Source organism: Planctomyces sp. SH-PL62 (genome assembly GCF_001610895.1).
Classification (GTDB): Bacteria; Planctomycetota; Planctomycetia; order Isosphaerales; family Isosphaeraceae; genus Paludisphaera.
Genome location: NZ_CP011273.1, coordinates 2,293,055 through 2,316,407, shown reverse-complemented (window position 1 = coordinate 2,316,407; position 23,353 = coordinate 2,293,055). Strand labels below are relative to the sequence as shown.

Genomic DNA, 23,353 nt, shown 5'->3' with positions numbered 1-23,353 from the left:
ATGGCTCACAAAAAAGGACAGGGCTCCAGCCGCAACGGTCGCGACTCGAACCCCCAGATGCTCGGCATCAAGCTCTACGGCGGCCAGGCGGCCCAGCCGGGGAGCATCATCTGCCGGCAGCGCGGGACGCGCTGGAGGCCGGGCAAGAACGTCGGCGTCGGCCGCGACTGGACGATCTTTTCGCTTGTCAACGGCCGGGTCAAGTTCGACCAGGAAGGCCGTCGGATCAATGTCGTCACCGAGGCCGAAGCCGTCGCCAACTGAACCGGGTCGGGGGTGAGCCGCGGCTGCGCGCGGACCCCCTCCCCCGATCGAGCGAAGACCAGGGAGGGCGGGCGTCCCTCGGCCGTCGGCCGGGACCCTCGCTCTCTGTTCGCTTGATGGACCCCCGTCTTCCACCGGATCGAGTCGCTCCATGTTCGCGGATCGCGTGACCATTTTCGTTCGCGGGGGAGACGGCGGCAACGGCTGCCTCAGCTTCCGTCGCGAGAAGTACGCGCCTCGCGGCGGCCCCAACGGGGGCGACGGCGGCGACGGCGGCGACGTGATCATCCGCGCCGAGGAAGGGCTCACCAACCTCGCCCACCTGTCGCACCAGCGGCACTGGAAGGCCGAGCGCGGCGACCACGGCCAGGGCTCCAACTGCTTCGGCAAGCGGGGCGAGCCGCTGACGATCACAGTCCCGGCGGGGACCATCATCCGCGACCGCGACCGCGGCCACGTCCTCCGCGACCTCAAGAACCACGGCGACCAGGTCGTCGTCGCCAAGGGGGGCCGAGGGGGCCACGGCAACACCTTCTTCAAGTCGTCCGTCAATCGCGCCCCCCGGCAGCACGAGTCCGGATTCCCCGGCGAGGAGCGCTGGATCGTCCTGGAGCTGAAGGTCATCGCCGACGTCGGCCTGATCGGCCTCCCCAACGCCGGCAAGTCGACCCTGCTCTCGCGAATCTCCCGCGCCCATCCCGAGATCGCCGACTACCCGTTCACCACCAAATACCCCAACCTGGGGACCGTCCTGGTCGACTCCGAGCACGCGTTCGTCGTCGCCGACATCCCCGGCCTGATCGAAGGCGCCCACACCGGGCTGGGGCTGGGCCACGAGTTCCTCCGCCACGTCGAACGCACCGGCCTGCTCGTCCATCTGGTCGAAGCCATGCCGGTCGACGGCTCGGACCCGGTGCGCAACTATGAGATGATCCGCAAGGAGCTGGAGCAGTACAGCCAGGCCCTGGCCGAGCGGCCCGAGCTGGTGGTGGTCACCAAGATGGACCTCACCGACGCCGAGGAGGCGCGCGACCGGCTCGCCCGCGAGATCGGCCGCGACGTGCTCTCCATCTCCGCCGTCACCGGCCGGGGCGTCCCCCAGCTCCTCCGCGCGATCCAGGAAAAGCTGAAGGACCGTCCCGAGGAAGAGGAGACGCCGGAGCCGACGCGGATCACGCTCCCGCCCGCCCCCGCCTCGCCTTCGATTCCGGACCCGGAATCGGACCCTGAGCCGGCCGCGGATTCGGTCTCTTCCGCGAGCGAATGACCATGCCCCGGATCGTCGCCGATATCGGCAACTCCCGTCTCAAGTGGGCCCTGCTCGACGAGCACGGGGCGTCCGGGCCGAGCGTCTCGCTCCCCCTCGACGACCCGAAGGTCTGGGGCGTCGTCCTCGACGGCTGGCTCCGTCCCGCGACCGGCCCGGCGACCTGGGCCGTCTCGTCGGTCAACCCTCCCCTGGCCGCTCGCCTGGGGGCGTTCCTGGCCGATCGGGGCGTGGCCGAGGTCCGCTGGTTCCTGACCGCGGCCGAGGTCCCGGTGGCCAAGGACGTCGAAGGGGCCGAGACCGGCGGCGCCGACCGCGCGCTCGCCGTGCTGGCGGCCTCGCGGCTGCTGGGCCCGGGGAGGCCGATCCTGGTGGTCTCGTGCGGCACCGCGATCACGATCGAACGGATCACCCCCGGCGGCGTCTGGCAAGGGGGGGCGATCGCGATGGGCATGGGCCTCTGCGCCCGCGCCTTGCACCACTTCACCGCCCAGCTCCCGCTGGTGGACCCCGGCCGTTGCGCCCCGTCGTGGGGCCGGTCCACGGTCCCCTCGCTGGAAGCCGGCGTCTTCTGGGGCTCGGTCGGGGCCGTCCGCGAGTTGCTGGCCCGCCAGGCGGTCGACCTCGGCGCCGCTCCCCTGGTCGTCTGGACCGGCGGCGACGCCTTCCGGCTCGCCCCGGCCGTCGAAGGCCCCGCCGCCCGCGTCATCCCCGACCTCGTCCTCCAGGGCCTCGTCCACGCGGCCTTCCCGAGCGAGCCATGACCATGCCGACGCCGACCGAATCGACCGATCGCGACCCCCTCCGTTGGGGATTCCTGGGCGCGGGCCGGATGGCCTCGGCCCTGGTGAAAGGGATGATCCGCGCGGGGGTGGCGACCCCCGACCGGATCGCCGCGAGCGACCCGATCCCCGCCGCGCGCGAGGAGCTGGGCCGCGAGGCCGGGATCGCCGTCCACGGGAGCAATCGGCCGGTCCTCGACGCCAGCGACGTGGTCGTCCTGGCGGTCAAGCCGCAGAGCATGGCGGGCGTGCTGGCCGAGATCGCCCCGGCGCTCGCCCCTCGGCATCTGGTGGTCTCGATCGCGGCCGGCGTCCCGATCGCCGCGATGTCGGCCGCGCTGGGGGCCGCGACGCGGATCGTCCGGGTGATGCCCAACACGCCCGCCCTGCTCGGCGAGGGGGCCTCGGCCTTCGCGCTGGGGGCGAACGCGACCGACGCCGACGCCGACGCCGTCCAGCGCTTCCTGGACTCGGTCGGCCGGGCCGTGCGGGTGCCGGAATCGCAGCTCGACGCCGTGACGGGCCTCTCGGGGAGCGGCCCGGCCTTCGTCTACATGATCATCGAGGCCCTCTCCGACGGCGGCGTCCGCGCGGGACTCCCGCGCGACGTGGCGACGACCCTCGCCGCCCAGACGGTCCTCGGCGCCGCCAGGATGGTCCTCGAAACGAAGATCCACCCCGGTGCCCTGAAAGACCAGGTGACGAGCCCCGGAGGCACCACGATCGCCGGCGTCCAGGTCCTCGAACGCCAAGCCCTCCGCGGCGCCCTCATCGACGCCGTCGAGGCCGCCTCCCGCCGCTCCGCGGAACTCGCGGCGATCGCGAAATCCTGAGCGGGCGCGGGCGGGCCGTCGGTCGGCTTCACCCTCACCCTCGCCCTCCCACCTGGGCCGCAGCCAGGAGGATCATGGCGAAGATCAGGCCGACGAAGAAGAGCATGTAGATGAGACGGTAGCACTTCAGGAGCGACGAGAGGGCGGCCATCAGGTGGGCGACGTCGCGTCCTTGGGAGTCGACCACCAGGCGGAAGTCCCGGCCGGCGCGGTGGGTCCAGACGCCGAAGACCATGAACAGCATCGCCAGGAAGAGGAAGCCGACCTCGATCTCCTGGTATCGCGACCAGCGCTGGATGGTCATGACGGCGAAGCAGAGGCCGATGCCGACCATGAACAGGCCGACGAAGCTCATCTTCGAGCCGAGATCGCGGATGATCCGATTCTCGACCTCGTTGAACTCGTAGCCGGGGCGCGGGGGGTGGACGGGCGAGGGGAGGACGCCCGCGGGGAGGACCGGGGCGTGGGCCGTGGAGGACGCGGGCTTTGCTCCGCCGGATGCCGATGCCATCGCCTGCCACCTTTCGCACGAGTCGTCCGCGAGGACCTGCACCACCAAGCTTATCTGACTTGGCCCGACGGGCGCTGTCAAGACCGCGAAGAGGTCGACCCGGACGATCGGCGCCATCGGCCCGTCGGGCTTCGAAAAGTCCGGGCTGGCGGATTCCCGATTTTCTGTCGCCATGCTAGAGTGACGATTTGCCGACGCGCGTCGCGACGCCTCGCCTCGCCTCGCGGCCGGGAGTTTCTCGACCTCCTCGCTGGGAAGACAAGCCTGATATGGATCCCTCCGATCCCTCGTCGCGGCCGGTGTTGGTGCTCGACTTCGGCGCGCAGTACGTCCAGCTGATCGCGCGTCGGGTCCGCGAGCGGCACGCCTTCGCCCGCATCGTCCGCCACGACATCACGGCGGAGCGCGTCCGGGAGCTCAACCCCCTGGCCCTGATCCTCTCGGGCGGCCCCAGCAGCGTGTACGAGCCCGGCGCGCCGCAGTGCGACCCGGCGCTGTTCGAGCTGGGGGTGCCGGTGCTCGGCATTTGCTACGGGATGCAGCTGGCGGTGCAGGCCCTGGGCGGGAAGGTCGACGCCCCTCCGGCCCGCGAGTACGGCCGGACCGACTGCCGGGTGATCGACCCCGCCGAGCCCCTCTTCCACGACGTCCCCCGCGAGACGACCGTCTGGATGAGCCACGGCGATCAGATCCTCGACGCCGGCGCCGACTTCCTCCCCCTGGCCGCGACCGCCACCTGCCCGATCGCCGCGGCCAAGCACCGCACCTATCCCTTCTACGGCCTGCAGTTCCACCCCGAGGTCTCGCACACCCCGTACGGGGCCCTGATGCTCGGCAACTTCCTCGACCGGATCTGCGGCAACCCCCGCGGCTGGACGATGGAGGCGTTCATCGAGCAGGCCGTCGAGCGGGTCCGGGCGCAGGTCGGCCCCGACCAGCGGGTCGTCTGCGGGCTCTCCGGCGGCGTCGATTCGGCGGTCTGCGCGGCGCTGCTGGCGAAGGCCCTGGGGTCTCGGGTCGTCTGCGTGTTCGTCGACACCGGCCTGCTCCGGGGGGGCGAACGCGCCCAGGTGGAGGAGGTTTTCCGGGGCCACAGCGACGCCGAGCTTCGGGTCGTGGACGCCTCGGGCCAGTTCCTCGAGGCCCTCGCCGGGGTGACCGACCCCCAGGAGAAGCGGCTTCGGATCGGCCACACCTTCATCGACGTCTTCCGCGAGGAAGCCCGCTCGATCCCCGGCGCCCACTTCCTCGCCCAGGGGACCCTCTACCCGGACGTGATCGAGAGCGGCGGCGCGCCCGACGGCCCGGCCGCCACGATCAAGATCCACCACAACGTCGGCGGCCTCCCCGCCGAGCTGGGCTTCGAGCTGATCGAGCCCCTCCGCGACCTGTTCAAGGACGAGGTCCGACGCCTGGGCCTGGAGCTGGGCCTCCCGGACTCCCTGGTCTGGCGGCATCCGTTCCCCGGCCCGGGGCTGGCCGTCCGCTGCCTGGGCGAGGTCACCGCCGCCCGCCTGGAAGTCCTCCGCCAGGCCGACGCCGTCTTCCTCGACGAGCTGCGAGCCGCCGGCCTGGAACGGCAGACGGCCCAGGCCTTCGCCGTGCTGCTGCCGGTCCGATCGGTCGGCGTGATGGGGGACGCGCGGACCTACGAGAACGTGATCGCCGTCCGCGCGGTCGAGACCGAGGACTACATGACGGCCGACTGGTCCCGGCTCCCCCACGACATGCTGGCCCGCACCTCCACCCGGATCATCAACGAGGTCAAGGGGGTGAACCGGGTCGTCTACGACATCACCAGCAAGCCCCCCGGGACGATCGAGTGGGAGTGAGACGAGCGACTCATCCCCGCTTGCGGAATCGCCGTGCTCGGCCCTGAATTTGCTTGCCTTCCGCCTGGATCCGGAGAGATATAGGTGGTGTCGGACGGCGGTACGGGACGAGGAAGGGACGAACTTCGCAAGGGGCCGGACTCCTCGATCTCAGGAGGATTCGGGCTCGGAGGGGGCGGCGAGGGAGCGGGCTCGAACGAGAGTCTGGGTGAGCCCCTCCTGCACCACGAGGTCGTCCTGGTTGATCAGCCGGCGGCGCCAGACCACGAGAGCCCTGCGGCCTCGGGCCTGGGGCTCGATGGACTCGACGCGTGAGATCACCCGAACGGTGTCGCCGAACGCGATGGGGAGCAGGAACTTCCACTCCAGGATCGCCAGGAACGCCTGCGTGTCCACGCGGGGGGCGTGGCTGGCGAGCCCGGAGACCAGGGCCAGTCCCAGCAGCCCATGCGCGACCGGCTTCCCGAACGGGCCGTCGGCCGCCCAGGCGTGATCGACGTGGAGGGCGTTGAAGTCTCCCGAGAGGCCGGCGAACGTCGTCACGTCCGTCTCGGTCACGGTCCTCCCGGGGCTTTCCCATTCGTCGCCGATCGTGAGGTCGTTGTATCCCAGGGGGTTGTTCCGATGTCGCGCCATCCTCGACGTGCTCCGCATCCGTGAGTGGGGGGCCAGGGTCGACCCGAGTCTAACCGCTCCCTCGCGGGGGCGGAAGCGCGGGGGGGAGGCGCGAGGAGCGGAGTCGTTCGAGTCCAGGCCGCCGGCGCGTCGTTGGGCGACGGGGCGAGCGAGGTCCAGAGTTCCACCAGCGAGAGGGCAGGTACGACGATGTCACAGGGCTACCGATTCGTGATCGCGGACGACGAGAAAACGGTCGCCACCGGCTTGCAGAGCCAGCTGGAGTCGCTGGGCTATGAGGTCGTCGCGGTCGTCCACGACGGCCAGCGCGCGGTCGAGATCTGCCGCCGGCTCCAGCCCGACGCGATCTTCCTGGACATCGAGATGCCCGGCCTCGACGGCCTCGCCGCGGCCCGGCAGATCGCCGAGGACCCCGGCACCCCGGTCGTCATCGTCACCGCCCACGCCCATCCCCACCTGATCGGCCAGGCCGTCGAGGACGGCGTCATCCAGTACATCCTCAAGCCGATCACCACGCAGAGCCTCCAGGCGATCGTCGAGGTCGCCGTCGCCCGCGCCCGAGACATCCAGGAACTCCAGGAGGACGTCGACCACCTCAAGATGAGCCTCCGCGAACGCAAGCTCATCGAGCGGGCCAAGGGGATCCTGATGACCCGCAAGCAGCTCAACGAGAACGAGGCCTTCCGACTGCTCCAGCGCCAGAGCCAGGACCGCCGCGTGCCGATGGCCAAGCTCGCCGAGTCGATCATCCAGACCGACGAGCTGCTCACGGACTCCTCCAGCGCCCCGACCCCCCCGAATTCGCGTCCCCGACGCCCCGCCGAGCCCCCGATCGACTGAGTTGACGCCGCGACCCGGGACGGTTAGGCTGCGAAGCGTCGGCGAGGGAGCCCCGGACACGCCCGGGACGCCGTCGCCGGCCCGCCCTTTCCGTCGACCGGATTCCGTTGGGATGACGGGGCCGACTTCCGACGCCAGGGCGGTCGACGGGCTTCGCGAGCCCGGGGGGCGATCCCAGATCCTCACCCCCCCCGGTCGGCTCGGCCGCACGTCGAACCACGGATCTCAGGAGCCCGGCCCGAGCGGACTCCTGTCGCCTTGCATCGCGACGCCAAGGATGAGGAGACGCCCATGACGATGCAACAGCTTCAGTCCGATTCCCCTCGGCTGGGCCCGGGCCGGACGCACCAGGAACTCGCTCTGTACATCCAGGGCCACGTCAACCGGATCGCCAACGGCCGCATCCGCGACCTCCACGTGGACTACAGCGACGACCGGATCTTGCTCCGGGGACGGTCCCGCACCTACCACGCGAAGCAGATCGCCCAGCAGGCCGTGCTGGACCTCACCGACGGCTATCCGCTGCTGACCAACCAGATCGTCGTCTCCTGAGCATCCCGCCCGACCCCGCCCCGCATGGCGATCGCGATCGCCGGGGGCGGCTGCGCGTTTCAGAGCCCCGATCCGGCGTCCAACCCCGAGTCCGTCATGAATGCGCACCCCCAGTCCGAACTCGCCCCCCATCCCCATCCGGCCCCCGTCGGCCCGACGCCGCCCAGGTTCGACCAGCAGGAGCTGCACAACCTGCTGTGCAGCCTGAGCGGCGAGCTGTGCCGTCCCCTCGCCTCGCTGCGGACGGGCTTCGACCTGCTCCTGGGGGACGGGCCGACCGATTTCTCGGCCGCCCAGAAGGGGCACGTCGGCACCATGCGGACGCTCTGCGACGAGCTGCTCCGCCTGACCCGAAGCTACCTGGACTACGCCGAGGTCATCCGAGGGACCCGCTCCCCCAGCCTGGGGACCTTCTCGATCCGGGCCCTCGTCCACGAGATCGATCGCTCCTTCGGGGCCGCCGCCCGCGCCAAGGAGCTGGACTGGCGGGCCGAGGCCGCCGAGGGGGACGGCGACGTCCTGGTGGTCACCGACGCCTGCCGATGTCAGCAGCTCTTCGCCGCCGTGGTCTCCAACGCCCTGAAGTTCACCCCGCCGGGCGGCCGGGTGCGCATCGAGGGGAAGGCCGACGCCGAATCCTGGAGCCTCACCGTCGCCGACGACGGGCCGGGCGTGCCCCCCTCCTACCAGCAGCGCATCTTCGAGCCCTTCTTCCGGCTCGACCGCGACGAGCACTCGTCCGTCGAGGGGAACGGCCTCGGGCTGTCGATCGGCCTCGAGCTGGTGAACCAGCTCCACGGCCGCATCTTTCTGGATTCGGACGAGGGCCGAGGGACCGTGGTCCGCATCGTCTTCCCCCGCACCCCCCCTTCCCCGAGCCCGATGACCGCCCGACCCGAGGCCGATCGCCATTGACCATCGGCCCGATTGGGCGTAGCTTTCGAGGGTCATATTGGCGAGGAAGCGGGCGAGCCGGACGGGTGCGTCCGGTCGCGATCGCGCCGGGGCCGGGCCCGACCGGCCCTGCCCACCCCAGGGAAGGGGATTCGATCGCATGCGGCGCAGGGGCTTGATCGCCTTCGTCGGCGTCCTGTTCTGTCTACTGCCGGGGCTCCCCGGCTGTAGCTGGTCGGGCACGCGCCGGGGGGGCCCCAAGGATGGGCTCAGCCCGGAGAAGGCCGCGCAGGCCCAGGCGATCAGCGAGCGCGCGCAGGCCGCCGTCGACGCCGGCGCCCTCGACCGCGCCGAGGCCGAGCTGGCCCAGCTCGTCACCGTCTCCCCGCGCTCGCCGGAAGCCTACCAGCGGCTCGGCGCCGTGATCCAGCTCCGGGGCCGCCCCGCCGAGGCCGAGGCCTGCTTCCGCAAGGCCCTCGAACTGGACCCCGATTACGTCGGGGCCTTGATCGGGCTGGGGCGGATGGAGGCCGGCCGGGGCCAGCTCGACTCCGCCCTCAAGCGGCTGGAGACCGCCGTCGAGATCGAGCCCCACGACGCCTCCGGCCACCTGGGCCTCGCCGTCGTGCTGGAGGCCCTGGGGAGGACCGACGAGGCCCTCGCCGCCTACTTCCGATCCCTGGAAAACGACCCCTTCCTCGCCGAGTCCAACCGCCGCATCGCCGCCGTCCAGCTCGCGAGGGGGGAGGCCGACCAGGCCCTCGTCCGGCTCGACCAGTCCATCGAGGCCACCCCCGGCGACGCCGAAGCCGTCTTCCTCCGGGGTCGCGCCCACCTCGCCCTCCGACACATCGACCCGGCCGTCAAGGACCTTCGCAACGCCTCCCAGCAACTCCCCGACCGCCCCGACGTCCACCTCGCCCTGGCCCTCGCCCTCGACGCCGCCCGCCACCCCGCCGCCGCCCTCGAAGCCGTCGAGCAAGCCCTCCGCCTCGCCCCCAACGACCTCGACGCCATCAGCCTCAGCGAACGCCTCCGCCGCTGATCGCCCCGGCCGCAAATCGGCTTCGATTGGGTTCGATCGACCAGCCCCGATTCAGGCTGGACGGATCGTAAGTCTATTAAGATTATGATATTAGGTTGAGTTGGTTCGTCGAGGTGATTGGCTCCGTTCGGGCGAAATGCTGACGCTCCTCACTTCACACCACCGCCTCAAAGGGCTCGGGAGACGGCGATCGGTGGGCCACGGGTTCCGCGAACGCGTGGATCGGCGTCGGGCCAGTCCCGTGCCGTCGCCCGAACTCCCGGCCGCTCCGCGCGTTCGCGGAACCAATGGCACCCGAGGCCTTTCGTCGGTGCTCGGTGGTGTGAAGTGAGGAGTCTCCCGAAAATTGGCTTCGATCGGCGGGGCCGACGATCGAAGCCATCGGACGCAAGATGCATTCCTGAAACGGTTTGTCATTGATTTTCGAGCGTTGGGATTGGCTTGGTTCGGCCATTCTCTTCCTGCATTCTCGGGTTGGCTGGAGAGGACGCCGCCGACGGGGCGTGGTCCAAACCAAGGTGCGGGACCGACGCGACGGTTCCGGGCGCACCGCCCCCTACTTGCACAGTGCGACATGATGCGCGTTCCGTGCGGAGGAGGGTCGGAGTTCGTCGCCGGATGGGAGCGGCGGTCATACCAAATTGCCTCGATCACCGGCCCGTGGCACCCAGGGCCGCTCCGCAGAGGCGAGTCATCAAGGCAATGGCGGTCAGCCGCATTGAAAGGCGGAGTGGATTCGCGAGAAGTCGCCGCGGGCGAGGCCTTCGGGATCGGCGAAGAAGTAGAGGCAGCCGCCGTCTCCCCAGCACATCGCGGCCTGATCGTCGCTGCCGAGCTGGAAGAGGAGGCTTCGGCCGTCGTCGGCGGCGGGGTCGAAATCCTGGATGAAGTCGGCGTATCCCAGCAGCTTGCTGTCCAGGGGGCGGCCGATCGTCATCGCCTGGAGGAAGGTGAAGGGATTGAGCACGGCCTCATAGAAGGCGTTCCAGGTCTCCTCGTCCCATTCGAGCGCCTTGACCGCCGGCTCCTCGGCGCTGCTGGGGAGGGCGATGATTGGGACCGGCTCGCCCGGGGCGGCCGGGAATTCGTTCAGCCCTTCGGGCGTGGGACTGCGCGTGAGCGTCGACGGGTCCTCGGCGTAAACGATGCGGGTCCAGTCCGGGGTCGGGTCGCCTTCGGGCGGATGGGGGTCGGCGTCGTCCTCGACCTGCCAGCCCCAGGCCGAGAAGATCGAGAGGAGCCCGGCCGGGGGGAGCGGGCCGCGGTCGGCCCCTTCGGGGAGTTCGGCGAGGTTGATCTGCGCGAGGAAGGTCATGGGGCGGCCGTCCTCGTAGCGGGGCCATTCGGTCGAATCGCCCAGGTCGGGGCGACCGCCGATCCGCGTCGTCCCGATCGGCGGCTCGTCGTCGCGGGGCGCGTTCGTGATGATCGCGAAGGCCGGGCGCGCCAGCCCCTCGATCTCGCCGCGACGACCTTCCAGCCCGGCGTTCTCGATCAGGGCCGCGAGGGCTTCGGCCGGCGTCGCGCCGCGGGCGAGCAGCTGGATCAGGAACCTTCTGGGCTCGTCGAGATCGTCGTACAGGAGATCGTGCGACGTCTCGATCAGCCCGATCAGCGTCTCGACCGGGATCGAGCCGTCCACGGGGACGTCGGTCCAGGTCCAGCCCACGGTCTCCCAGTGCATGCGTTCCGAGACGACGACGCCGGCATGGGACGCGGCCAGGCGCCGGCGCACGTCGTCGGGGCAGCGGACCATCATCGCCGGCGGGTCGTCGTTGCGGTAGAACCGGGCGAAGGTGTCGAGGAAGCCCCCGAGGAGCTTGAAATCGTCCTGCTCTCCGGGGGTCGCGCCGGGCTTCGCTCGACAATGCGCGACCAATGCGTCGGTCAGACCGCTCATCCCTCAGCCTCCTTCGATCGTCTCGGGCCTGCACCAGATCCGGGCCTAACTTCCCACGCCGAATGCCTTGGTTCAACGGCCAGCCCCTGCCCTCGTCGCTCGCGACGCGCCATAATGACGAATGGGTGGATCTCCGTGGGGTCGGATCGAGACCTGAGCGAGACGTCGGAGGCCCGATGGAATACGCGGCGCTGGATTGGATTCCGCTCTGGCTCTTCCTGCCGGCGGCGGTCGCCGTCGGCATGCTCGCCATGGAGTCCGGCTATCGCCTTGGTCGATGGCGGTTCTCGCTCTCGACGGCGGAGAAGGTCGCGCCGGTCGCCGCGATGGTGGGATCGATCCTCGGCCTCCTGGCCTTCATGCTCGCGTTCACCTTCGGTTTCGCGGCGGCCCGATTCGACGCACGACGTCAGGTCGTCCTCGAAGAGGCGAACGCGATCGGCACGACGTACCTGCGCGCTCGACTCTTGCCCGAGCCGCAGCGGTCCGAGATCATGGACTTGCTCCGGGAGTACACGGAGCTTCGCGCGCATGGCGTGACGGAGACCAGGATCGCCGGGGTGATCGCCCGGTCGCAGGAACTGCACGAGCAACTCTGGTCGCGAACGGTGGTCGTCGCCGACGGGAACCCTTCGTCGATCATGACGGGGCTCTTCATCCAGTCGCTGAATGCGACGATCGACCTGCATGCCACGCGGGTGCTCGTAGGGCTCCGGAGTCGCATCCCCCTGAGCATCTGGCTCTCGCTCTTCTGCCTGGCCTTCATCGGGATTGCGTCGGTAGGCTACCAGGCGGGCCTGTCGGAGACCAGGCGATCGCCCGAGATGCTGATGCTGTCGCTGGCCTTCGCCGTGGTGCTCTATCTCATCCTCGACCTGGATCGGGCCCACCAGGGGGTCTTGCGAGTGAGCCAACAGGCGATGATCGACCTGCTCAGGACGATGCCGGCGACCCGACCGTGATCGCCGCGTCGCCAGGCTTCCGAACGGCCTCTCAGGCCACGTCAGATGAATTCGTCAGCGCCCCGCCGCCTGGGCGCTCCTTGTGATTTCTCGGCTCAGGATGTGGTGTTAAATCGATACTAGCTTTTATTTTGATTGGTGAGGAGCGACGCGATGACCGGATGCGACCTGGACAGCTCGGTACCGGACTGGGTGATCGACCATCCCGAGACCGAGGCGGTGTTCCAGGAGCTGGGCGTCGACCAGCATTGCGGCGGCAAGTCGCTGGCCTACGCCTGCCGGGAGAGCGGGCTCGATCCCGAGGCCGTCCTCACGCGGCTGCTTCGCGTGCTCGACGCTTCCGGCCGTGGCGACCGGCCCGGGGACGCGACGACGTGAGGCCCGACGGTTCCTCGGGCTACTCGGCGCGCCCGGCCGGGATCATGACGCCGAGGTAGCTCAGGCCGCCTTGGTTCTTGACCGTGCACGAGACCTGGTAAGGCTCGGCCCCGGCGGTCAGGAATTCGTAGGTGACCTTGTTCGGGCTGAACCGCAGCGTCTCGACGGGCTCGCCCAGAACGGCTTTCAACTCCTCGAACGTCATCCCCGCCCGGACGGGCAGGTCGAGGGCCTCCAGCACGCGATCCGCCGCAGGAGCCGGGAACTCGTCGAAATCGAGGCTCAGCGACCCGAGCGCCTCCGGCTTCTCCTCGGGCCGCAGCCACTCCGAGAATTTGATCGCCTCCCCGACCCAGCAGCGGCCCTCGTACTCCCAGTCGTCCAGCTCGACGACCTCCGCCTCGGGACGAAACGGGCGCAACCGCAGGAGGCCGAACTGGGAATACGGGATCATCGCGATCTCCTGGAGAAATCGAGGGGCCGGGGAGGCGTCGCCGACGAGGTCAGACCGCGCCCAGGCCGGGACCGGTGAGGAGGCCCGTTTCCATCGTCCCGTCCTTCACGATGAAGAGGCCCGGGAAGCGCTTCTCCCACGCTCGGTTCGCCTCGGGCATGTACTGGCGGGCGTTGGCCTCGATGGCCCGGACGGTGGGGATGTGGGCCGAGAGCCCGGCGGAATGGATCAGCGAGGCGCCCGGGCAGGTGAGGTCCTGGACGCAGAGGAACATCCCGAACTTCTGGGCGGCGGCGGCCAGCAGGAGCGCGTGGCTCTGCCCCTTGCACGCCTTGAGCGCGGCGCCCGTGTAGCCCCGATCGCGGGCCAGGATCAGGCTCTCGACGTCGGTGAGGGATTCGTCGGCCACGACGGGGAGCACGCGCGAGGCCTCGTCCATCGCGTGCGACGGCGAGGCGTGGAGGTCGCGCGCGGTCGGCTGCTCGATGTACTGGATGCGCCGGAATCCGTCGGGCGTCTTCTCCTTCGCGAGCCGGATGAACTCCATGAGGTAGCCGACGTTCGGGGCCTTCTCATTGAAGTCGAGCGAGTAGACCCATTCCGTCACCCCGCGCCGGGCCTGGGCTTCGGCGGCCGCGCGTTCGACGCTCAGGACGCGGTCGACGTCCCAGTCCAGGTCCTCGCCGTTGAGCTTGATCTTGATGTTCGTCAGGCCGTCGCGGGCGATCCATTCGGGGAGCGTCTCGGGGAGCCCGTCGCCGATCCGCGTCTTGACGTCGGCGTCGGTGATCGCGTCGACGGCCCCGACGAGGTGGTACATCGGCATGCGGGGCTTGGGGTGTTCGGTGACGTACCGGCTGGCGTACTCGCCCCGGAAGTCCGGGCCGAGGTAGGCGGAGAGGTCGTTCGCCATGAAGTCCGGCCCGTAGGTCTGGTAGCAGCTGCGGCCGTGGACCTTGCCGAAGGCGTCGTGGATCGCGGCGTCGAAGGCGCTGGCGACGGTCAGCGTGCAGAGCTTCGGGATCGGCTCGGCCAGGCCGAGCGCGCGGGTGGTCTCGGCGGCGGCCTTGAGGTACTCGGGATCCAGGTCCCGGTTGACGTCGATGGGATGGGCGGTCCCGTCGTACGCGGCGGTGATCTTGCCGATCCGCTCGGCCAGGTCCTTCATCGCGGCCAGCGTGGCGTCGTACGTCAGCACCTTCGAGGGGAACGACCAGACGTTCCCCATCGGCATCGACCCGAACCCCTTCGCGATGCGGCCGTCCCGCGTCTTGACCACGCACGTGACGTTCAGGATCGTCGCGCGATCGACGACCGTCCCGCCGAACTTGATCGGCGTCCGATACCGATAATCCTCGTACCCATAGCTGACGTCCTCGATGCCGATGTCGGTCGGCCTCGGGACCACCGCCGAGGCGACGGCCCCGCCGGAGAAGCCGTTCGAGCCGAGCATCGAGGCGAAAGCCGCCGTTCCCAGGAAGTCGCGCCGGGTCGGATTCGTCATGGTGGGATCTTCCGTTCGGATCGCCTGCGAACTCAGGTCCACGAGCCGACCGCGAAAGTCGGCCTCGCGACGCGGCCCTCAATGTGCCAGGAGACCAACGGAGCGGCAAGGGGCGAGCGGACCAGATGACTCCTTCCGACCGCCTCCCCGGGGGGTTAGGGGGCCTCCGGGCTCAATAACGGTCTTCCCACCTCGCGGGGGAAGACAGACCCCGAAGGGGTCAGATGAGGGGGTGACGCGCCGGGAAGCCGTCGGAGTTCGCGATCCGGCCGACCGAGACGACGACGGTCTCCGTGCTCAATAACGGTCTTCCCCCCTCGTGGGGGAAGACAGACCCCGAAGGGGTCAGATGAGGGGGAGGACGAGCACGGGGGCCGTCGAAATTCGCAAGCCAGCCCCGAGTGTACGCCGTCGGCTTCCGTACTCGTCTTCCCCCTCATCCGGCCCTGCGGGCCACTTCCCCCGCGAGGGGGGAAGGACGTTAGGGGGCGGGGATTCCGTGTCGCTCCGGGGGCTGCAAGGTTACGCGGACGCGCACCGGGGCGGCGAGTTCGCCGCGGCAGCCGAAGCGGACGGTGGATTCGCGGCCGGCGGGGAGTTCGAGAGTCGTGGACGGTTCGGCGGAGAGTTCGGGGGCCTTCGTCCGGGGCGCGTAGCGGGCGGACGGCTCGCCGGGCCGGACGGCGAGGTACTGGCCCTGTTCGAGCTTCCCTTTCCACTCCAGCCGCTTACCGTCGACCTCGACCCAGGGATCGACGATCCCGGGGGTGTCGAGCGAGCGCAGGGCCTTCACGCCGTCGACGCCGCAGGTGACGGTGGTCTCGGCGGGGAGGCCGTTGTAGTAGAAGAGCAGGCCCTGGACGCGGCGGTAGTCGATCGCGTCCTGGGCCGGACGTTCGAGCTGTTGATAGCGCCAGCCGACGAAATCATTGTTCACGTAATAGTCCATCGCCGCCGTCGGGCTGGTGTCGCGGAGCTGGACCTTCAGGGCGCCGCCGCGGCCGTCGCCCTGCATCCAGAAGCCGATCGCCCTGTGCCACGACAGGTCGATCGGTTCCGGGAACGACTTCTGGATCACCGACCACCCGGCCGGCTCGGCAGCGGCCTTCGGCGGGCTCGTCGCGGAGTAGAGCGCATAGGAGCCGCTACCGCTGGGGCCGTCGCGACGGAGCTCGACCCGCTGGGTCACGCCGGGGGACGTGGCGCCGGCCTCGCCGGGCTCCAGCTTCGGGACGTTGCGGCGGGCGGCGGGGTCGGCGGCGTAAGGGGCGAGATCGTCGAACGTCTCCAGCGCGAGCGCCTGGGGATCGCGGTACGAAGGTCCGGCGTCGAGCCAGGGGCCGGGCTGGACGTGGACCCAGAATCCGACGCGGGCCGGACCGTCGACGACCCGGACGGGCCAGGTCGATTCCAGGTCGGCTTTCGTCTGGATTTCATGCCAGGGATCGTAGACGACGCGCTGGAACGCCTCGGCACCCTCGGGGCCGACGAGTCGGAACTCCCGGCGCAGGGCGAGCTGATCCGCCCGCTGATCGCCCACTCTCGTTCCGCCGAGCTTCGGGTCGATGCGGAACAGGGCCTTCACGTCGGCGGGGACGCGTCCCGAGAGCCGCAACCGCTCGTATCGCGCGATCAGGTCGAGGAGCGGCCCCGTGAACGGGTGGGCCGCCGCCGCGTCCACCGAGACCTGGAACGACATCGACGACTGGTAGCCGATCGTCGCGCCCAGGATGTATTCGTACTGGTCGAGCGTGGACTCGGGGTCGTACCCGTAATACCAGCCGATGTCGAGCGGCAGCGCGTCGCGCTCGAAGGCGTCGAACCAGGGCGAGCGCTCGTCGAGATACCCCTTCAGGTCGCCGTGGCCGTCGGCCGACGCGCTCCGGGCCATCAGGTGCCAGGAATACGGGCTGTAGCTGCTGGCCTGGAGAAGGATGTCCTTGTTCTCCAGGCGGTCCCAGAACGCCTTGTGAAGCCGGGCGTTGTAGTACCAGTGCTCGCCCTGGAGCCGTTCCGAGCCGTCGAAGTAGATCATGTCGATCGCGCACGCGTTGGCGACCCGCGCGAAGTTGGCGGCGACCTCGTCGAGGAGCGTCGTGTCCATGTCGAACATATGATAGCCGTACGCTCGGACGAGGTGCGCGACCCGCTCGCCCTTCTTGTGGGCCGAGACCTTCGTGCCCAGGTGGCCACGGCGGCACTTCGTGAAGCCCAGCGGGGCCACCAGCGATCGCCCGCCGTACGCGATCAACTCGTCGCCGACTTTCAGGATGGTCCCCGCGCCTTCGTAGCCGCCGTCCTTCTCGGGGAAGGCCGCGGGGGCGTCGGCGGTGGGCAGGAAATCGTCGTCCGCCGCGACGTCGGCCGCGAGAGTCGTCGCCGCGCCCTGGACCAGACGGGGGTCGGGGACCGGCGTGAGGTAGGCGTCGGGCGGGTAGACCGAGGGGCCGAGGAAGTGCAGGCCGACCTTGAACCCCGCCGCCTTGAAGCGGTCGATCGTGCGCTTGAGGCCGTCGAGACCGTCGGGGAAGCGGGTGCGGTCGATCTCGTAATGGCCGGTCCCGCTGGCCCAGGACTCCTGGCCGATCAGGATCACGTCGAATCCGCCCCGCTTCGCGAGGGCGAGGGCCTCGTCGAACTGCGACTCCCGGAAATTGGTCAGGAAGAAGTACGACCGCCGGATGGCCGGCGAGACCTTGTTCCAGACGCCTTCCAGCTTCGGGCTGGGGAGCCCGGCGAGATGTTCGAACCGCTCGACCGCGGCGGGCAGCTCCGAGGTCGGCGCCGCGACGATCCCGAACGCGGCCGGTTCCAGGCCGTGCCTGGCGTAGGAGGCGGCGTTGAGGGTCGTCGCGCCGTCGGTCGTCTCGGGGAACGCGTTCACTTTGGGCTCGGCGGTCATGACGGCCGCCGCCCAATCCTTCGTGGAGGCCGCGTTCAGCGATTGACCGATCCGCACGCCCGCCGGCGCCGCGAGGCGGAAGAGGCGGAAGGTCTCCACCGGGGCCTTCGGATCGAACTTCGCCAGGCGGAACACGGCGACGCCCGGCCCGGTCGTCACCTGGAATTCCGCCCGGCTCTCATCGTCGAACTCCACGGCCAGGCGATCGCCGGCGAGGGACACGGACTTCGGCGTCGCGACGCCTTCCGGCCGCGAAAGCTGGAATGCGGGCTCCTTCGCGACCGGCCAGGCGGCGCCGTCCTGGAAGGTGAGCGGCCCCGCCCGCCCCGCATCATCGATGACGAGCCGGGCGGCGCCGAGATCGAGAACGACCTCCGCGCGCGTGCTCGAGACGTCGGCGGCCAGCGCCAGGAGAACGACGACCAGGAGGTGTCTCATCGGGGGGCCTCGCGGTGTGAGCCCAGGGGGAGGGAGGAAGGGGCGTCGGCCGCCCCTTACCGCGACGTTACTTGAGGCGGCCCCTCCTGTCGAGCCCCCGTCGCGGCGGTCCTCGTCCCTCGCGTCACTCCGGCTCGGGGTGGTTCAGGTGCCTGTGCAGGAACCGGAACGTCCCCCGGCCGTTGATCGTGTGGGGGCCGTCGAAGACTTCTATCTCGCAGCGGTCGCCGATCTTGAGCCGGGCGTCGTAGAGGTTGAAGACCTTGGCGAATTCGTACGCCACGGCCTCGTCGGACGACACCCCGTCGTAATGGCCGCGCTCGACCATGAACGGGCGAGGGGCGATCAGGGCCGCCATCTCCGCGTAGTTGAACGTGCTCCCCAGGTCGAACTCGAAGATCTCGTACTCCATGGTGCGCACGTAGCTGTAGGGGCTGCGCGTGGAGGCGTTCTTCCAGACCCATTCGTTGAAGTCGGCCGAGCAGATGGAGAGGCGGTAGTTCTCGACGAGCGGCGGGATCCGCATGGCCGACTTCCCGCCGTAGCTCAGGCCGTAGAAGCCGATCCGAGCCGGGTCGGCCTGCGGCAGCGTCTTGAGCCATTCCGTGATCTGACGATGCTGGGGGACGATCATCGAGAACAGGGTCTTGCCGAGCGGGTTCGCCTTGCGCTGGAGGGTGCGGAACCGATCCTCGAAGAGGTACAGGTTCTGGGGTGAAAACGTGATGAAGCCCCGTTCCGTCAGCCGGACGGCGAACTTGTGGTAGGCCGGGTTCTCGACGTTCGGGTCGGCGAGGTCCGTCGGCCGCCCTTCCAGGCCGTGCTGGCAGACCACCACCGGGCGCCTCTCCCCCTCCTTGATCCCCTTCGGGACCAGGAGGATTCCCGATGCGAAGAGGTCGGGGAAGACGTCCATGACCACCTCGTAGCCGGTGAACGTCGGCTCGTCGAAGATCTGGCGGGACTGGACGTTCGGCGGCAGCGGCTCGACGTCGAACCGGCCGATCGTCTCGGTCGCGAACCGCTCGCGATACGGTTCGACCGACTTTGCGTAGGCCTCGATCGAGCGGGTGTCGAGGTCCTTCATGAACTCCCGCCGCACGTCGGCTCCGTCGACGAGGAGCTGCTGCGTGTGACGGTCGATCTCGTGGAGCTGCCGCGCCTGGCGGGCGGCGGGGTCGCCCGCGGATCCGGCCGGGACCTGGAGGGGCGGGCCGACCGGCGCGAGCGTGCGGCCCGGTTCGAGCGCGGCCAGCAGCGCGGCGAGGGCGGGTTCGCCGCCGAACGGCCCCTGGCCGTCGTCGCCGCTGACGACGACGGAGAGGGCGGAGGACGGGGCGAGGCCCTCGACCAGCTTGCGGGCCCGCTCGGCTTCCGCCCGGACGGTTTCGAGCTTCGGCGAGGCGATCCGCCCCGGCGCCCCCCCCTGCCCCGGCTCATAGACGAACGCGGGCGCCGCCGACGCCTCGACGACGAGCGGCCGGGGCGCGACCATCGAGGCGAGTTCGGCGTCGCCGAACTGGTCGAGGAGCCCGAAGACGTTGCGATCGAGGGGCTGCCGCCAGACGTCGTCGCGGTCGTCGAAATAGCCGCTCACGCAGGCGGCGTCGATCCTGGGGTCGAGGGCCGCGGCGGCGAGCGCGACGCCCCCCCCTTCGCCGTATCCGAAGACGCCGATCCGTCGCTTCGAGTCGGGATTCTTCGCGTCCTCGGCGGCCAGATGGTCCACGAGCGCCAGGACCTTCTGGACCTCGTAGCCGATCAGGGTCCGCCCCATCACGAAGGCGGGGCGATGGAGGAACTCGCGGCTGGTCAGCTTCACCCCCCCCATGCGAGGGGCGACGGCGCGGTCGATCAGCACGGGCGAGAAGACGGTCGCCCCGCTCTCTGCGAGGCGCCTGGCGACCTGCCGTTCCGGCGGCAGTCCGGGGGCCAACCCGGCGAGCTGCTCGGGCGTCTGGTCGGCGTCGGGGAGGACGACGACCACGCTCCTCGATCGGCCTTCCGGCCTGGGAATGATCAGCAAGCCTTCACCCGTCACGTCGCCGATCACCGGCCACCGGACGGAGTGGATTTCGAGCCCGTCGCCCTTGAACGACGCATGACCCTCGCCCTGGACCCGGTCGGGGAAGTCGAAGGGGACGCGAGGGTCGCGGACGCCCAGGATGTGCGCCAGCCGCCTGCGGTTGGGCTCGATCGACTTCGCGTAGGCGTCGGCCGAGGAGACGTCGCGCTTCCAGTGCGAGGCCCGCCCGGCCTTCGATTCGTCGATCATGCGGAGCAGGAAGCGGTCGGCCCCCGCGACGAGCTGATCGGCGAGATCCCCGGGCCGATCGAGCAGGCTCGTCCCGGCGATCGGCGGTCCGATCGTCCTGTACCCCGGGTCCGGCCTCGGCCCGTCGGCCCGCGCGGACGCCGAGGCGACGAGCCCCGCGAGGATTGTCAGGCCCCAGAGGGCGATGCGGGACGTTGTCGCGGGACTGCTGAAAGGTCGCATCGGCGTCGAACCTCCGGGGACTTCGAACTTCGTCGGCTCGATCGTACGGGCGCGAAGCCCGTCCGGCATCACAATTCCTCCGGCGTCCCACACCCCGATACCTGGTCGGACGTTCCGGATGACGCACGGAAAAATTAATGATATGAAGAAAAATAGATTCGACGCTCCCTTCGCGCGTGCATCCTTCCCGGCCGCCGGGGCGGGAAATCTGAAAAAGGGCCAAGGTCGCCCCTTTCCCGCCGATATTACGATCGCTATCTTTGTGTTACCGGGCCGGGCTTCGGGATGATCGGGGCCGATGGCGGAGGGGGGCGAGATGGCAAAGCGTCGCGGTTTTACGCTGATCGAGCTGCTGGTGGTGATCGCGATCATCGCGGTCCTGATCGCCCTCCTGCTCCCCGCCGTGCAGGCGGCGCGGGAGGCGGCCCGGCGGATCCAGTGCACCAACAATTTGAAGCAGTTGGGGATCGCGCTGCACAACTATCATGATTCCCTGGGGCGCCTGCCCTACGGGGCCATCGTGGCGCAGAAGGGGAATTACTGGTATCCGACCGGCGAGGGGGGCGAGCATTACCGCTACTCGGCGCTGGCGATGCTGGCCCCGTTCCTGGAGCAGACGCCCATCTTCGGGGCGTTGAATTTCAACCATCCGATCTACCTGCCCGACGGCAGCATCTCCCCGGCGAACAGCAGCCTGTACGCCACGCAGATCTCGGCCTTCCTGTGCCCGAGCGATACCGCGCGGGTCGTCCAGGCGGGGTTCGCCCCGGCGAACTACATGGCGAGCGCCGGGGACGGGATGCCGGGGGGCTCGGGGATGCACAACAATCCCGACGGCTGCTTCTATTACAACTCCGGGGTGACCTTCGCGGCGATCTCGGACGGATTGAGCCAGACGGCCTGGATGACCGAGAGCATCCTGGGGCCGGGGGGGTTCAACGTCGCGGCCGGGACGTCGATCAACCCCAGGGAGGTGATGGCCCAGCAGCCGGCCGTCGGCATCACCGACCTCCCGCCCGCCAACCTGACGCTCGCCGAGTGCCAGTCGGCCGCGGCCGGCTCGTCCGGCTATTTCAACGGCCAGCGCGGGGGCAGTTGGGCGCAGGGGGACTTCCGCCACGCGCTGTATACGCATTTCCTGCCGCCCAACTCGAAGACGTACGACTGCCTGCGGGGGAGCGATTACGCCTGGAAGACGGGGCGCAGCTACCACAGCGGGGGCGTCAACGTCCTCTTCGGCGACGGCACCGTGAGGTTCGTCAAGGATTCCATCGCCCCCACGACCTGGGCGGCGCTCGGCACCCGCGCCGGCGGCGAGGTCGTGTCGTCGGATTCGTTCTGAATCGGAAACGCAAACCGGACCCGTCGCCCGAGACGACCGATCCTCCCCTCCCCCGGAGCCGCTGGTATGATCGCCCGGATCGCCCGGAAAGAGTTCACCGAGATGGCGCGCGACGGCCGCTTCCGGGGGGCGGCCGTCGTCGTGACGATCCTGCTCCTGGCCTCGCTGGCGATGGGATGGAAGCATCACCGCGACGTGGACGCCCAGCACCAGGAGGCGACCCGGGCGACCCGCCGGCAGTGGCTGGACCAGGGGTCGAAGAATCCGCACTCGGCGGCCCACTATGGGACGTATGGGTTCAAGCCGAAGCCGCCGCTGTCGCTGGTGGACCCGGGGGTCGACGCCTACACCGGGGTCGCCGTCTGGCTTGAGGCGCACAAGCAGAACGAGTTCAAGTACCGACCCGCGCAGGACGCCACGGCCGTCGCCCGGTTCGGGGAGCTGAGCGCGGCGGCCGTGTTGCAACTGCTCCTCCCGCTCCTGATCATCCTGCTGGCGTTCCCCGCGTTCGCGGGCGAGCGCGACCAGGGGACGCTCCGCCAGGTCCTGAGCCTGGGGGTTCGGCCGCGAGACCTCGCGTTGGGCAAGGCCCTGGGGATCGCCGGCGTGCTCGGCATGCTCCTCGTCCCCGCGATCGTGGCGGGCGTGCTGGCGCTGGGGACGGCGGCCGGCGCCGGGCCGCTGGCGTCTGAGCTGCCCCGCATGGCGACGATGGCCGTCGGCTACCTGCTCTACTACGGGGTGTTCATCGGCGTCGCGATCGCCGTGTCGGCCTGGGCGGGCTCGGCGCGTACGGCGCTGCTCGTCCTGCTCGCCTTCTGGATCGCCAACGGCCTGATCATCCCCCGGCTGGCCGTCGACGTCGCCAGGAGGATTCACCCGACGCCGTCGGCCCTGAGCTTCGGCCAGGCGATCGACCGCGAGCTCAAGCAAGGCGTGAACGCCCACGACCCGTCGGACCCCAAAGCCCTCGCGCTCAAAGCCCGGGTGATGAAGCAATACGGGGTCGACCGCATGGAGGACCTGCCGGTGGGCTTCGCCGGGATCGCCTTGCAGGAGGCGGAAGAGCACGGATATCGCGTCTTCGACGCCCATTACGCGGCGCTCTGGGATTCGTTCGCGCGGCAGGACGACGTCCAGCGCGCGGCGGCCCTGGGGTCCCCCCTGCTCGCCGTGAGGTCGCTCTCGATGGCGATGGCGGGGACCGACCCGGCCCAGCATCGCGACTTCGCCGACGCCGCCGAGCGCTATCGGCGGGTGATCATCAAGGAGATGAACGACGACATCACCGAGCACGGGAAAGCGGCCGGGGGCGAATACATCGCCGGGGGAGACCTCTGGGCCAAGGTCCCCGACTTCAGCTACACCGCCCCCGGATTCGGCCGGGTCGCGTCGCGGCGCTGGCCCGACCTGGCGGTCCTGGCGGGCTGGTGCGCGGCGTCGACGATCCTGGCGCTGGTCGCGGTCTCCCGCGTCCGGGCGTCCTAACCGACAGATAGACGGCTCCAGAGACGGGCGGG

The 23,353-nt window shown here is 69.9% G+C and carries 20 protein-coding genes; 13 read left to right on the top strand and 7 right to left on the bottom strand.

Translation table 11 applies throughout. The features are described 5' to 3' along the window. The 4 genes from rpmA to proC all read left to right on the top strand — a co-directional run bounded on the left by rpmA (window position 1) and on the right by proC (window position 3,146). Complete coding sequence (gene rpmA / locus VT85_RS08910) at window positions 1-264, top strand: 50S ribosomal protein L27 (RefSeq protein WP_068413522.1); 264 nt, start codon at window positions 1-3, stop codon at window positions 262-264. Between the two features lie 151 nt (window positions 265-415). Further along, on the top strand, window positions 416-1,531 hold the full coding sequence (obgE, locus tag VT85_RS08905) for a GTPase ObgE (protein WP_082858461.1): 1,116 nt from the start codon (window positions 416-418) through the stop codon (window positions 1,529-1,531). Between the two features lie 2 nt (window positions 1,532-1,533). Next, entirely contained in the window at window positions 1,534-2,295 is a 762-nt protein-coding gene (locus tag VT85_RS08900) for a type III pantothenate kinase (RefSeq protein ID WP_068413519.1), read from the top strand. A 2-nt stretch (window positions 2,296-2,297) separates the two neighbouring features. Then, window positions 2,298-3,146 carry a pyrroline-5-carboxylate reductase gene (gene proC / locus VT85_RS08895; RefSeq protein ID WP_068413516.1) on the top strand — a complete coding sequence of 283 codons (849 nt, stop codon included), beginning with the start codon at window positions 2,298-2,300 and terminating at the stop codon, window positions 3,144-3,146. Window positions 3,147-3,180: 34 nt separating this feature from the next. Here proC and VT85_RS08890 read toward each other — a convergent pair whose 3' ends face one another. After that, window positions 3,181-3,657: a hypothetical protein gene (locus VT85_RS08890; RefSeq protein ID WP_156512763.1), complete on the bottom strand. Its 477-nt coding sequence runs from the start codon at window positions 3,655-3,657 to the stop codon at window positions 3,181-3,183. 269 nt (window positions 3,658-3,926) lie between these two features. Here VT85_RS08890 and guaA point away from each other — a divergent pair, with 269 nt between their 5' ends. Further along, entirely contained in the window at window positions 3,927-5,489 is a 1,563-nt protein-coding gene (gene guaA, locus VT85_RS08885) for a glutamine-hydrolyzing GMP synthase (RefSeq protein WP_068413511.1), read from the top strand. 150 nt (window positions 5,490-5,639) lie between these two features. Here guaA and VT85_RS08880 read toward each other — a convergent pair whose 3' ends face one another. Then, complete coding sequence (locus tag VT85_RS08880; protein ID WP_068413509.1) at window positions 5,640-6,125, bottom strand: MaoC/PaaZ C-terminal domain-containing protein; 486 nt, start codon at window positions 6,123-6,125, stop codon at window positions 5,640-5,642. A 189-nt stretch (window positions 6,126-6,314) separates the two neighbouring features. Between VT85_RS08880 and VT85_RS08875 the strand changes: the two genes are divergently transcribed. From VT85_RS08875 to VT85_RS08860, 4 genes are all read left to right on the top strand, one after another. Further along, window positions 6,315-6,965: an ANTAR domain-containing response regulator gene (locus VT85_RS08875; RefSeq protein WP_068413506.1), complete on the top strand. Its 651-nt coding sequence runs from the start codon at window positions 6,315-6,317 to the stop codon at window positions 6,963-6,965. Window positions 6,966-7,256: 291 nt separating this feature from the next. Next, entirely contained in the window at window positions 7,257-7,517 is a 261-nt protein-coding gene (locus tag VT85_RS08870; protein ID WP_068421687.1) for a hypothetical protein, read from the top strand. A 24-nt stretch (window positions 7,518-7,541) separates the two neighbouring features. Continuing rightward, window positions 7,542-8,432 (top strand): sensor histidine kinase, encoded by an 891-nt coding sequence (locus VT85_RS08865; protein WP_068413503.1) that lies wholly within the window; start codon window positions 7,542-7,544, stop codon window positions 8,430-8,432. Window positions 8,433-8,571: 139 nt separating this feature from the next. Next, window positions 8,572-9,456 (top strand): tetratricopeptide repeat protein, encoded by an 885-nt coding sequence (locus tag VT85_RS08860; protein WP_068413500.1) that lies wholly within the window; start codon window positions 8,572-8,574, stop codon window positions 9,454-9,456. Window positions 9,457-10,165: 709 nt separating this feature from the next. On the opposite strand, the gene VT85_RS08855 is transcribed toward VT85_RS08860, so the two are convergent. Continuing rightward, entirely contained in the window at window positions 10,166-11,356 is a 1,191-nt protein-coding gene (locus VT85_RS08855) for a DUF1963 domain-containing protein (protein ID WP_068413497.1), read from the bottom strand. 176 nt (window positions 11,357-11,532) lie between these two features. On the opposite strand from VT85_RS08855, the gene VT85_RS08850 reads away from it, so the two are divergent. Together VT85_RS08850 and VT85_RS08845 are read left to right on the top strand one after the other, a co-directional pair. Further along, entirely contained in the window at window positions 11,533-12,318 is a 786-nt protein-coding gene (locus VT85_RS08850) for a hypothetical protein (protein ID WP_068413494.1), read from the top strand. A gap of 153 nt (window positions 12,319-12,471) precedes the next feature. Then, entirely contained in the window at window positions 12,472-12,696 is a 225-nt protein-coding gene (locus VT85_RS08845) for a DUF542 domain-containing protein (protein WP_068413491.1), read from the top strand. 19 nt (window positions 12,697-12,715) lie between these two features. On the opposite strand, the gene VT85_RS08840 is transcribed toward VT85_RS08845, so the two are convergent. From VT85_RS08840 to VT85_RS08825, 4 genes are all read right to left on the bottom strand, one after another. Then, on the bottom strand, window positions 12,716-13,150 hold the full coding sequence (locus tag VT85_RS08840; RefSeq protein ID WP_068413488.1) for a hypothetical protein: 435 nt from the start codon (window positions 13,148-13,150) through the stop codon (window positions 12,716-12,718). Between the two features lie 49 nt (window positions 13,151-13,199). Further along, window positions 13,200-14,654, bottom strand: coding sequence for an enolase C-terminal domain-like protein (locus VT85_RS08835; protein WP_231871481.1), 1,455 nt, complete (start codon window positions 14,652-14,654; stop codon window positions 13,200-13,202). Between the two features lie 481 nt (window positions 14,655-15,135). Continuing rightward, on the bottom strand, window positions 15,136-17,994 hold the full coding sequence (locus tag VT85_RS08830) for a hypothetical protein (protein ID WP_068413485.1): 2,859 nt from the start codon (window positions 17,992-17,994) through the stop codon (window positions 15,136-15,138). A 124-nt stretch (window positions 17,995-18,118) separates the two neighbouring features. After that, window positions 18,119-20,491 carry an alpha/beta hydrolase family protein gene (locus VT85_RS08825; RefSeq protein WP_156512762.1) on the bottom strand — a complete coding sequence of 791 codons (2,373 nt, stop codon included), beginning with the start codon at window positions 20,489-20,491 and terminating at the stop codon, window positions 18,119-18,121. 316 nt (window positions 20,492-20,807) lie between these two features. Between VT85_RS08825 and VT85_RS08820 the strand changes: the two genes are divergently transcribed. Together VT85_RS08820 and VT85_RS08815 are read left to right on the top strand one after the other, a co-directional pair. Further along, window positions 20,808-21,833 carry a DUF1559 domain-containing protein gene (locus tag VT85_RS08820; protein ID WP_068421684.1) on the top strand — a complete coding sequence of 342 codons (1,026 nt, stop codon included), beginning with the start codon at window positions 20,808-20,810 and terminating at the stop codon, window positions 21,831-21,833. 66 nt (window positions 21,834-21,899) lie between these two features. Next, window positions 21,900-23,321, top strand: a complete 1,422-nt coding sequence (locus tag VT85_RS08815) for an ABC transporter permease (RefSeq protein WP_068413477.1) — start codon at window positions 21,900-21,902, stop codon at window positions 23,319-23,321. Window positions 23,322-23,353 lie beyond the last annotated feature (32 nt).